Source organism: Streptomyces sp. NPDC127098 (assembly GCF_042722465.1).
Classification (GTDB): domain Bacteria; phylum Actinomycetota; class Actinomycetes; order Streptomycetales; family Streptomycetaceae; genus Streptomyces; species Streptomyces millisiae.
The window spans coordinates 89,228-100,399 of record NZ_JBHXFJ010000024.1 but is presented as its reverse complement, the minus strand read 5'-3'; the positions used below and the strand labels follow the sequence as shown (position 1 = coordinate 100,399).

At 75.7% G+C, this 11,172-nt stretch carries 7 protein-coding genes and 1 pseudogene; 6 read left to right on the top strand and 2 right to left on the bottom strand.

Annotation, left to right across the window (positions count from 1 at the left end; genetic code table 11):
- Window positions 1–1,855, top strand: a pseudogene (locus ACFWI8_RS17640) (hypothetical protein); the annotation flags it as partial.
- 7 nt (window positions 1,856–1,862) lie between these two features.
- Here the strand turns inward: ACFWI8_RS17640 and ACFWI8_RS17635 are convergent.
- A complete protein-coding gene (locus ACFWI8_RS17635; RefSeq protein WP_387091921.1) occupies window positions 1,863–2,144 on the bottom strand; it encodes a hypothetical protein in 282 nt (93 codons plus the stop codon).
- A gap of 223 nt (window positions 2,145–2,367) precedes the next feature.
- Between ACFWI8_RS17635 and ACFWI8_RS17630 the strand changes: the two genes are divergently transcribed.
- From ACFWI8_RS17630 to ACFWI8_RS17615, 4 genes are all read left to right on the top strand, one after another.
- Window positions 2,368–4,848: a nitrate- and nitrite sensing domain-containing protein gene (locus tag ACFWI8_RS17630; RefSeq protein ID WP_387091918.1), complete on the top strand. Its 2,481-nt coding sequence runs from the start codon at window positions 2,368–2,370 to the stop codon at window positions 4,846–4,848.
- 36 nt (window positions 4,849–4,884) lie between these two features.
- The gene (locus ACFWI8_RS17625; protein WP_387091915.1) at window positions 4,885–5,310 is read left to right on the top strand and encodes a roadblock/LC7 domain-containing protein; all 426 of its coding nucleotides are present in this window, start codon (window positions 4,885–4,887) and stop codon (window positions 5,308–5,310) included.
- 322 nt (window positions 5,311–5,632) lie between these two features.
- The gene (locus ACFWI8_RS17620) at window positions 5,633–7,669 is read left to right on the top strand and encodes an acetoacetate--CoA ligase (RefSeq protein WP_387091912.1); all 2,037 of its coding nucleotides are present in this window, start codon (window positions 5,633–5,635) and stop codon (window positions 7,667–7,669) included.
- 31 nt (window positions 7,670–7,700) lie between these two features.
- Window positions 7,701–8,645 carry a hypothetical protein gene (locus tag ACFWI8_RS17615; protein ID WP_387091910.1) on the top strand — a complete coding sequence of 315 codons (945 nt, stop codon included), beginning with the start codon at window positions 7,701–7,703 and terminating at the stop codon, window positions 8,643–8,645.
- Between the two features lie 8 nt (window positions 8,646–8,653).
- On the opposite strand, the gene ptsP is transcribed toward ACFWI8_RS17615, so the two are convergent.
- Window positions 8,654–10,330 carry a phosphoenolpyruvate--protein phosphotransferase gene (gene ptsP / locus ACFWI8_RS17610; RefSeq protein ID WP_387091907.1) on the bottom strand — a complete coding sequence of 559 codons (1,677 nt, stop codon included), beginning with the start codon at window positions 10,328–10,330 and terminating at the stop codon, window positions 8,654–8,656.
- 161 nt (window positions 10,331–10,491) lie between these two features.
- On the opposite strand from ptsP, the gene ACFWI8_RS17605 reads away from it, so the two are divergent.
- Window positions 10,492–11,100: a CDP-alcohol phosphatidyltransferase family protein gene (locus ACFWI8_RS17605; protein WP_387091904.1), complete on the top strand. Its 609-nt coding sequence runs from the start codon at window positions 10,492–10,494 to the stop codon at window positions 11,098–11,100.
- The last annotated feature ends 72 nt before the right edge of the window (window positions 11,101–11,172 follow it).

Genomic DNA, 11,172 nt, shown 5'->3' with positions numbered 1-11,172 from the left:
GGCCGCGGCCGCGTGCCTGGAGCGCGCCCGCGCCGCCGACGAGGACCGGCGCGCCGTGCAGCGCGCCGCGGACGACGCCCGCCGCACCGCCCGCGCGCTGCGCGCCGAGCGCGCCGAGGTGACCGGCGTGCCCGACGAGGGCGTCGAGGAGGCGGCGCCCGCCGCCGACGCGCCCTCCCTGCCGGCGCTGCGCGAGGCGTACCGGTCCGCGTCCCAGCTGTACGAGAAGGTCGGCGTCGGCGCCGACCTGCGCGCCGAGCAGGCCAGGGCCGAGGGGGACGAGAGCGCCGCGCTGGCCGCCCTCGATCGGCTGAGCAACAAGGTCCGCACCCGCGCCGCCCGGCTGCTCGACGGTCCTGAGGGCGCCGACGGCCCCTCCCGGCAGGCCGCCGTGGCCCGCGCCGAGGCCCTGGTCCAGCTGCTTGAGTCCCGGGCGTCCGCCGCCAGCGAGCAGCTGGGCAGGCTGCGCGGCGAGGCAGAGCGGCTCGCCCCGGCCGACGGGGAGGCGCACATCGAGCTGCCGGCCGAGCGGGTTCCGGCCGACGCCGCGGCGGCCAAGGAGCTGCTGCGCGCGGCCACCGCCGAGTTGGCCGCCCACGAGGACGCGCACGCCGCGGCCGTCGCCGCCCACGAGGACCTGCTGCGCGAGCATCGGGCCGCCCAGGAGGCCGCCGCCGGCTTCGAGGAGACCGCGGTGCCGCTGCGCGACCAGCTGCGCGACCCGGCACCCGGCGCCGGCGCGCCGGCCGCCGAGGGCGGCGACGGCGCGGGGGAGCCACCCGCCGAGCCCTACCAGGGCGGCCTCGACGAGGCTCGCCGGGCCGCGGCGGAGGCCCGCCGCTCCCTGCGTTCCTGCGCCGCCGGGCTCGCCGCGGCCGAGGCCGCCGTCCGGGAGGCCGGGGACCGGCTGGTGCGGCACGCCAACTCGACCCGGTTCGAGCAGGTCCGCACCCCCGCCCGGCAGCAGATCCGCGAGCTGCCGGCCGCCGCCCTGCCGGCCAACGCCGCCGCCTGGGCCGAGGCGTTCGCCCCCCGGCTGCGCGTCCTCACCGACGAGCTCGAGCAGTTGGAGCGCAACCGGGACGGGATCGTGGACCGGCTGCGCGGCCTCGTGGAGTCGGCGCTCGCCACCCTCCGCTCCGCCCAGCGGCTCTCCCGGCTGCCCGAGGGCCTGGGCGAGTGGTCGGGCCAGGAGTTCCTCCGCATCCGCTTCGACGACCCCGACCAGGCCACCCTCACCGAGCGACTCGGCGAGGTCATCGACGAGACCACCAGGGCGGCCGTCCGCAAGAACTCCGACCTGCGGCGCGACGGCGTCTCGCTGCTGCTGCGGGGGGTGCACGCGGCGCTCGCCCCGAAGGGGGTGCGGGTCGAGATCCTCAAGCCGGACGCCGTGCTGCGGGCCGAGCGCGTCCCGGTCGGCCAGATGGGCGACGTCTTCTCCGGCGGCCAGCTGCTCACCGCCGCCATCGCGCTCTACTGCACGATGGCCGCGCTCCGCGGCAACGACCGCGGCCGCGACCGGAACCGGCACGCCGGCACCCTCTTCCTGGACAACCCGATCGGCCGCGCCAACGCCACCTACCTGCTGGAGCTCCAGCGGGCCGTGGCCGACGCCCTCGGCGTCCAACTCCTGTACACGACCGGCCTGTTCGACACCACGGCGCTCGCCGAGTTCCCGCTGGTGATCCGGCTGCGCAACGACGCCGACCTGCGGGCCGGCCTCAAGTACATCAGCGTCGAGGAGCACCTGCGGCCCGGCCTGCCCCAGCAGGATCCGTCGGCCGAGCCGGTGCACGGCGAGATCACCGCCACCCGCGTCTTCCGCAGACCGCGCTCGGGGGAGGGGAGCTGAGCGCCGGTCACTGACGCCGCAGCGGCCGGCGCCTGGCGGCGCTGCTCGGCGTCGAGATCACCCCGTGGCGCTGCCGCCAGGCCTGGCGGGTGATCCAGATGTCGAGCACCGCCCAGGTGGCGACGATCGTGCTGCCGAGCGAGCAGAACGCCATGGGCAGGGCCAGCCAGGACCCGGCCAGGGTGCACAGCAGAACGATCACGACCTGGGTGAGCGTCAGTGCGATGATGATCACGGCACGGACGGCGGCGGCACGCACCGGGTCCGGCATGCGGGGTCTCGCGTACACTCCGCCTTCGCTCCTCGCACGGCAAAGATGCGCTGATATGTCCTGCCCATCCATGGTAGAACGCCTTGCGGGCTCCTCGACGAGGGGTCAGGATGAGGCGCCCGCAGGCCAACTCCTCCCGCGGCCCGGGCCGATACCCCGGTGGCGGCCACGGCACCGGTAGTAGGCTCGCGCTGCGGCGGCGGGAACCCCCGAGTGGCCGCTCGAAGACCAAGGGGAGGGCATGCGCTTTCGCGGCAAGTCGATCCGGCGGAAGACGGGCGCGCTGGTCCTGGTGCCCCTGCTGTCGCTCGTGTCGGTCTGGGCGTTCGCCGCCACCGACGCCATCGGCGAGGCGAGAGCCGTCGGCGCCGCGTCCGACGCCGCCGAGGCCCTCACGGGGCCGACCCACGACGTCACGGCGGCCGTCCAGCGCGAGCGCCGCCAGACACTGGTCCACCTCGGCGACCCGAGACGGGCCGACTCCCTGAGCGAGTTGCGGGAGATCAGGGAGGAGACCGACCGGGCCGTCGAGCGCGCCCGGCAGGGGGCGCGCGAGGCCGGGGGCGGCCTGCGCGACTCGGCCCGCGACCGGCTGGAGCGGCTGCTGTCGGCGCTCGACGGCCTCGACCAGGTGCGCGACCTGGTGCAGAGCAACACCATTCCCCGCGAGAACGCGCTCGCCGCGTACGGCGACGTCGTCGACCTCGCCTTCCGGCTGCTCGCCGTGCTCCAACCGGCCGACGATCCCGACCTCGCCCGGCAGGGCCGCGCCGTGGTCGGCCTCGCCCAGGCCCGCGAGCACCTGTCGGCCGAGGACGCCATGGTCGCCGGGGCGCTGGCCGCCGACCGCACCGACGAGGTGCTCGGCGAGCTCGTCGAGCTGATGGCGCGGCGCGAACTCGCCTACGACACCTACCTGCCGGACCTCACGCTGGACGACCGGCAGGCGCACGAGGCGTTCTGGGAGAGCGGCACCGGCCGGGTCCTGGCCGCGGCCGAGGAGAGCCTGGTCGAGGGCAACGCCGCGGCCGTCCGCCCCGACAGCTGGGAGGAGACCAGCTCCTCCGCCCTCGACCAGTTGACCGCCCTCGGCGGCGAGGCCGCCGCCCATCACCAGGAGCGGTACGACTCCGCCACCTCAGGGCCGGCCGTGCGGGCCTGGCTGGTCGGCGGCCTCGGCCTGGTGGTGGTCGTCGTCTCGGCCGTCGTCGCGGTGCGCGTCGGCCGCGGCCTCACGGGCGAGCTGCGCGGCCTGGCCCGCGAGGCCAGGGACGCCGCCGCGGTCAGGCTGCCCGGGGTCACCCGCCGGCTCGCCGTCGGTGAGCACGTCGACGTGGAGACCGAGGCGCCGGTCCTGGAGTACGGCTCCGACGAGCTCGGCCAGATCGGTCGCTCCCTCAACACCCTGCAGCGCGAGGCGGTCTCGGCCGCCGTCCAGCGCTCCCACACCCGGCGCGGCATGTCCGAGGTGTTCGTGAATCTGGCCCGCCGCAGCCAGGTCCTGCTGCACCGTCAGCTCAACCTGCTCGACGGACTTGAGAGCCGCACCACCGACTCCGAGAACCTGGCCGACATCGTCCGCCTCACCCACCTGGCCACCCGCATGCGCCGGCACGCGGAGGGGCTCGTGCTGCTCTCCGGAGCCGCCCCGGCCCGCCAGTGGCGCAAGCCGGAGCAGCTGATGGACGTGGTGCGGGCCGCCGTCGACGAGGTGGAGGACTTCGAGCGGGTCGAGGTGCGCCGGCTGCCGCCCCTGGCCGTGGCCGGCGGCGCGGTCGCCGACCTTGTCCACCTCGTCGCCGAACTCCTGGAGAACGCCACCGTCTTCTCGCCGCCGCACACCGCCGTCCAGGTCGACGGTGAGCGGGTGCCGCACGGCTTCACGCTGGAGATCCACGACCGCGGCCTCGGCATGACGGCCGAGGCCCTCCGGGACGCCAACCGGCGGCTCGCCGATCCCCCCGAGTTCGAGCCGTCCGACACCGACCGGATCGGCCTCTTCGTCATCGGCCGGCTGGCCGAGCGTCACGGCATCAAGGTCTCCCTGCGGGACTCGCCCTACGGCGGCACCACGGCCGTCACCCTGATCCCCGGCGAACTGCTGACCGAGGTACGGGAGTTGCCCGGTGAGCGGGCCGGTCTCACCGGGCGGCGGGACCGGCCGGCGCCGCACGGCGGCCCGGTGGAGCTCGAGGCGCCGGTCGGCGCCCCGGACCTGGTGCTCGGCCCGGTCTCGGGGCCGCCCGTCGCCGGTCCTTCACCGGCCGTCGGGCACCCCGTGGAACACGGCCCGGCCCACGAGGCCGAGGCGCCGGTGGCGTCGCCCCGACTGCCGTACCGTCACCGCACCCCGGTGCTGGTCGCGGACCACGGCCGACAGGTGGGCGAGCCGCCCGAGCCCGAGCCCGCCCCCGCGGCCCCCATCCCGCTCGCCCGCCCCAAGGCCACGGAGGAGCGCACCAGCACCGGTCTGCCCCGGCGTGTGCGCCGCCCCGCGCCTCCGTCGGGCGGCTCGGGTCCCGGCGACGGGGGGAGCCCCGGTGGCCACCCCGAGGCCGACGCGCTGCCCGACGTCGACGCGGACGAGGTCCGCTCCCGGATGGCCTCCCTACAGCGCGGCTGGCAGCGTGGCCGCCAGCAGACCGGCGACCGCCCGGGGCCGACCCGGCCCGACGCCCGCCCCGAGACCTTCGAGACCCGCGAGACCCCCGAGACGTCGTAAGCCCGTAAGCAGCGAGAGCACCGTAAGGCAGGACCGATGACCGCACCCGAGGCCGCGGCCCACGGCGGCGCCCCACCCGACGAGGCCCAACTGGGTCGCATCCTCGAAGAGTTGGCCGAGCGCGTGCCCAGCGTCCGGCACGCCCTGATCCTGGCCGCCGACGGCCTGCCCAGAGGCGCCACGCGTTCGCTCGGCAGGGACGACGCCGAGCAACTCGCTGCCATGGCCTCCGGCTTCCACAGCCTCGCCAGGGGCGTCGGCAGGCACTTCGAGACCGGCCACGTGCGGCAGACGCTCGTGGAGCTCGACGACGCCTTCCTGCTGGTCACGGCGGCCGGCGCGCGCAGTGCCCTGGCCGTGTTCGCAGAGGCGGACGCCGACATCGGGCAGGTGGCCTACGAGATGGCGCTGCTGGTCAAGCGCGTCGGCCCGCTGCTCGCCACGCCGCCCCGCGCCGACTGAGGCGCCGGCGTCCCCACCCCCCCCGACGTCCCGACGGCGAGCCGCCCAGCGCGGCTCGCCGTGGCCGCCTCGTGCCGAAGATCACCGGAACGCCGCGCCCATGTCGCGAACGCGTGACAACGGGCCGGTGACGCGAACCGCCGCCGACCGGCCCGCGTCCGATCACGATGACGGCGGTGTCCCGGGACCGACGGGGGTGGTCCCGGGGCGCCGCCGTCCTCCGTGGAGCGCCACCCTGGTGCGCGCGTCGCCCACCTGGCATCGTCTCGCCCAGACGTGCCACGTGACCGCGTCGTTCGTGCAGACCAGACGGGAGCCGCCCATGACCGCCGCGCACGCCGCAACGCCCACCGAGCCCGCGCCCCTGTGGCGCCCGTCGCCGGAGCGGGCGGCCGGTGCCCGGCTCACCGCCTTCCACGCCCACGTCGCCGCCCGGCACGGCGCGCCCCCGCCGTCGCCCGACGACCCCGAGGGCTCCTACGCGGCGTTGCACCGCTGGTCCGTCGACGAGCTCGACGCCTTCTGGTCCGCCGTCGCCGACTGGTTCGACGTCCGCTTCGCCACCCCCCACCAGGCCGTGCTCGCCGACCGCGGGATGCCGGGCGCCCGCTGGTTCCCCGGTGCCACCCTCAACTACGCGGAGCACGCCCTCCGTCGGGCCCTCGACCCGGCTGTGGCCGACGAGCCGGCGCTGCTGCGGGTCGACGAACGGCACCGACCCGAGCCCGTCAGCTGGGCCGAACTGCGCCGCCAGGTCGGCTCGCTGGCCGCCGCCCTGCGAGAGCTCGGGGTGCGTCCCGGCGACCGGGTCGCCGGCTACCTGCCCAACGTCCCCCAGGCCGTCGTCGCGCTGCTGGCCACCGCCTGCGTCGGCGCCGTCTGGACCTCCTGCGCCCCCGACTTCGGCGCCCGCAGCGTCCTCGACCGCTTCCAACAGGTCGAACCCGTCGTGCTCGTCACCGTCGACGGCTACCGCTACGGCGGGCGGGAACACGAGCGCGCCACCACCGTGACCGAACTGCGCGCCGGCCTGCCCACCCTGCGCGCCGTGGTGCACGTGCCGCTCCTCGGCACCCCGGCGCCGGACGGCGCCCTGGAGTGGGACGCGCTCACCGGCGCCGACACCGAACCCGAGTTCACCCAGGTGCCCTTCGACCATCCGCTGTGGGTGCTCTACTCCTCGGGCACCACCGGGTTGCCGAAGGCCATCGTCCAGTCCCAGGGCGGCATCCTGCTGGAGCACCTCAAGCAGCTCGGCCTGCACTGCGACCTCGGCCCTGGCGACCGGTTCTTCTGGTACACCTCCACCGGCTGGATGATGTGGAACTTCCTGGTCTCCGGGCTGCTCACCGGAACCACCGTGGTGCTCTACGACGGCGCCCCCGGGTACCCCGACACCGGCGCCCAGTGGCGCGTCGCCGAGCGCACCCGGGCCGCCCTGTTCGGCACCTCCGCGGCCTACGTCATGGCCTGTGCCAAGGCCGACCTGCACCCGGGCCGCGACCTCGACCTCTCCGCCGTCCGCTGCGTGGCCACCACCGGGTCGCCGCTGCCCCCGGACGGCTTCCGCTGGCTGCACGAGCGGGCCGGCGCCGACCTCTGGATCGCCTCGGTCAGCGGCGGCACCGACGTGTGCAGCTGCTTCGCCGGTGCCGTGCCGACCCTGCCCGTCTACCCGGGCGAGTTGCAGGCCCCCGGGCTCGGCACCGACCTGCGGGCCTGGTCGCCCGACGGCCTGCCGCTCACCGACGAGGTGGGCGAGCTCGTGGTCGCGGCCCCCATGCCCTCGATGCCCGTGCGCTTCTGGAACGACCCGGACGACGCCCGATACCGGGACGCCTACTTCACGACGTTCCCCGGCGTCTGGCGGCACGGCGACTGGATCACCCTCACCTCGCGCGGCACGGTCGTCATCCACGGACGCTCCGACTCCACCCTCAACCGGCAGGGTGTCCGCATGGGCTCGGCCGACATCTACGAGGCGGTCGAACGGCTCCCCGAGATCCGCGAGTCGCTGGTGGTCGGCATCGAACTGCCGGACGGCGGCTACTGGATGCCGCTCTTCGTCCGCCTCGCCGAGGGCGCGGCCCTGGACGACGCGCTGCGCGAGAGCATCCGGCGCACCATCCGCGAACACCTCTCCCCGCGCCACGTGCCGGACGAGGTCATCGAGGTCCCCGGGGTGCCGCACACCCTGACCGGCAAGCGCCTCGAAGTGCCGGTCAAGCGGCTGCTGCAGGGCGCGGCGCTGGAGTCCACGGTGAACCCGGGGTCCGTGGACGACGTCGAACTCCTCAGGTTCTTCGAGCGCCTCGGCCGCGAACGGGCCGCTGTCAGTGGTGGCGACTACCGTGGGTGACCAGTAGCTTCCGATCCGTCGAGGGGGAACCATGGCACACACCGGGAAGCGCGTCAGGGCCGGCGGGCGTGGCGGACGTGGCGGGCGGGCCGGCCGTCGGCAGGGAACCGTGCCGGCCGCGCACTGGCGGGAGGCGGCCGGCACGGTCGCGGTGGTCGCCGACGAGGCCGGGTTCGCGCTGCTGCGGCGCCGCTGCCCCACGCTGGGCTTCGCCGACCACGCCGGTTACCTGCGGGCGACCGAGGCGCTGCTGCGCTCGCTCGCCGGCCGCCACGGCCACACGAGCGTGGCGCTGTTCGACCCGGCCGCCTTCGCCGACTACTGCGAGCGGGAGGGGCTGGCACCGGACAGCCCGGCCAGCCGCGCCCGGTACACGGCCGAGGTCGCCGCCCGCGGCGCCACCGTCCCGTACGCGGGCCAGCCGATGGACCGGCTGCTCCCCGAGCTGCGCGCCGAGCGGCACCTGCGGGACACCTGGGAGCTGGGCGGCGACCTGCTGGCCGCCGCCGGTGGCTGTGCCGACTGCGGGGCGCCGCAGGCGCGTTGCGCCTTCCGGCGCGCCGCCGGGCTGCTCGCCGAGGTGCTCGAGCGGGTCGGTCCCGGATCCCACCACCTGGTGGCCACCTCGTTGCCGGACACCGCCCCGCTGGCCGCCGCGCTGACGGTGGAGATCGGCGCCGGCAGCGAGCTGCGGGTGGCGGAGCCGGCGGCCCTGGCGCTGTGCACGGTGCTCGCCGTGTGCCTCGCCACGGGCGACCCCGGCGGTCTCGTCCTGCGCTCCACCCCGACCGGCCCCGGCCCGCAGGAGGTGCGCGGCTGGAGCCTGCGCGACCGCCGGGCCAGGCCCCTCACCGCGAGCGAGGTGTTCGCCGCCTACTGCACGGACGGCGCGACGGGGGAGCCGGTGCCCCCGGAGCCCGGCGTCTCCTACCTCGCCGCCCCCGAGCTGCCGCCCGCCGAGTGCCTCCGGTGGTAGGCGCTCCGTCACCCGCCGGCGAGCACGGCGCGGGCGGCCTCGCGGGCCGTCGCCGCCGTGTCGGCGGCGCGGGCCGCGGCGGCGGCCCGTTCGCAGTGGGCCAGCGTGTGCTTGGCCAGCGTCGCCCGCACGTAGGGGATGGCCGCCGCCCCCATCGACAGGCTGGTGACGCCGAGCCCGGTCAGCACGCAGGCCAGCAGCGGATCCGCGGCCGCCTCCCCACAGACGCCGCAGCTCCTGCCCTCGGCCTTGGCCGCCTCCGCGGCCAGCGCCACCAGGTCGAGGAGCGCGGGCTGCCAGGGGTCCTGCAACCGGGAGACGGCCCCGACCTGGCGGTCGGCGGCGAAGGTGTACTGCGCCAGGTCGTTGGTGCCAAGCGAGAGGAACTCGACCTCCTGCAACAGCGCCCTGGCCCGCAGGGCGGCGGCCGGGACCTCCACCATGGCGCCGGCCTTGGCGGCGAGCCCGGCCGCCCGACAGGCGTCGGCGAACGCCCGGGCGTCCTCCCGGTCGGCGACCATGGGGGCCATCACCTCCAGATAGACGGGCAGCCCCTCGGCGGCCCTGCCGAGCGCCCGCAACTGGGTCTCCAGCACGGCGGGATGGGCCAGCAGCGCGCGCAGCCCCCGCACGCCGAGCGCCGGGTTGGGCTCATCGGCCGGGCTGAGGAACGGCAGGGGCTTGTCCGCGCCCGCGTCCAACACCCGCACCACCACCCGCGACTCGGGGAACGCCTCGAGCACCTGCCGGTACGCCGCCGTCTGTGCCTCCTCGGACGGTGCCGAGCCGCTCCCCTCCCCTTCGAGGAACAGGAACTCGGTACGGAAGAGACCGATCCCCTCGGCGCCCGCCCGGAGCGCGGCGGCGACGTCCGCCGGGCCGCCGATGTTGGCGAGCAGCGGCACCTTGTGGCCGTCCGCCGTGGCCCCCGGGCCGGTCACCGTGTCCAGCGCGGCCCTCCGGTCGGCCGCCGCCCTGGCCAGGGCGGCCCGCTCGGCGGCGCTCGGGTTCACCACCACCTCGCCCGTCGAGCCGTCCACCGCGACCACCGTGCCCTCGGAGATCTCCAGGGCACGCGGGAGCGCGACCACCGCGGGCACCCCGAGCGCGCGGGCCAGGATGGCGCTGTGGCTGGTCGGGCCGCCCTCCTCGGTGACGAAGCCGAGCACCAGCGAGGGGTCGAGCAGCGCCGTGTCGGCCGGGGCCAGGTCCCTGGCGATCAGCACGAACGGGTCGTCGCTGTCCGGCACCCCCGGGATCGGCACCCCCAGCAGCCTGGCCACCACGCGGTTGCGCACGTCGTCGAGGTCCGCGACCCGCCCGGCCAGGTACTCGCCGGCGTCCGCCAGCAGCGCCCGGTAGGCGGCGAAGGCGTCGTAGACGGCGCGCTCGGCCGTGGAGCCCGCGGTGATCCGCCGCTCCACGTCACTCATCAGCTCGGGATCCTGGGCCATCAGGGCCTGCGCCGCAAGCACCGCCTGCGCCTCGCCGCCCGCCAGCGTGCCCCTGGCCGTCAGGTCGGCGGCCACCGCGGCCGCCGCCTGGCCGGCGCGCCCCAGCTCACGGGCCGTCTGCTCCGGCTCGATGCGGGCGTCGGGCGGCTCGACCGCCGCCGTGCCCATGTGCCGCACCTCGCCGATGGCCACGCCCTGGCTGACGCCGACCCCCTGCAGCCTGGTCTCCATCTCACCGCCTCGCAACGCTTCGCCGGGCCCGGCTCTCGCCGGGCCGCACATCACATAAAAGCCCAAGTCGCCGCATTCGGCCCCTCCGACCGCGCCGTCGGAACCGCCGGGTAGGGTTCTTCCGCACAGTAGGAGACACGGGGAACACGGGAGGCTTCCGGGTGGAGCTCCAGGATTCAGGCGTTCAGACCCACCGGATTCTCACCATCCCCAACATCCTCAGCATGGCCCGGCTGGCGGGGGTCCCCCTCTTCCTGTGGCTCGTGCTCTCCCCGGCCTTCGACGGCCCCAACCTCGACGGCTGGGCCCTGCTGGTGCTGGCCGCCAGTGGGGTGAGCGACTACCTCGACGGCAAGCTCGCCCGCCGCTGGAACCAGGTGAGCGCGCTCGGCCGCGTCCTCGACCCGGCCGCCGACCGCCTCTACATCCTGTCCACGCTGGTCGGCCTCACCTGGCGCGACATCCTGCCGATCTGGCTCACCGCACTCCTGCTCGCCCGTGAACTCATGTTGCTGGTCATGGTCTTCGTCCTCGACCGGCACGGATACGCCCCACCCCAGGTCAACTACCTGGGCAAGGCGGCCACCCTCAATCTCATGTACGCCTTTCCGTTGCTGCTGCTCAGTGACGGAAGTAGCTGGGCGGCATCACTCGCTGCTATTTTCGGATGGGCGTTCGCCGGCTGGGGTACAGCGCTGTACTGGTGGGCAGGGATCCTCTACGTGGTCCAGGTCCGCCGCCTACTGAGGGCGGACCCCACGGCCGACTGAGCTCGCCCTGGCAGTGTCGCAGGGGCCTGGCGCCCGCACGTGCCGCTAATTCCGGGGAGCCACCCCGGGCCC

What these genes read in the sequence shown, in the direction of transcription:
- ACFWI8_RS17620 (WP_387091912.1), top strand. Translation starts at nt 5,633, where the DNA reads ATGACCGCCGCGCACGCCGCAACGCCCACCGAGCCCGCGCCCCTGTGG.
- ACFWI8_RS17615 (WP_387091910.1), top strand. Translation starts at nt 7,701, where the DNA reads ATGGCACACACCGGGAAGCGCGTCAGGGCCGGCGGGCGTGGCGGACGT.
- ACFWI8_RS17625 (WP_387091915.1), top strand. Translation starts at nt 4,885, where the DNA reads ATGACCGCACCCGAGGCCGCGGCCCACGGCGGCGCCCCACCCGACGAG.
- ACFWI8_RS17630 (WP_387091918.1), top strand. Translation starts at nt 2,368, where the DNA reads ATGCGCTTTCGCGGCAAGTCGATCCGGCGGAAGACGGGCGCGCTGGTC.
- ptsP (WP_387091907.1), bottom strand. Translation starts at nt 10,330, where the DNA reads ATGGAGACCAGGCTGCAGGGGGTCGGCGTCAGCCAGGGCGTGGCCATC.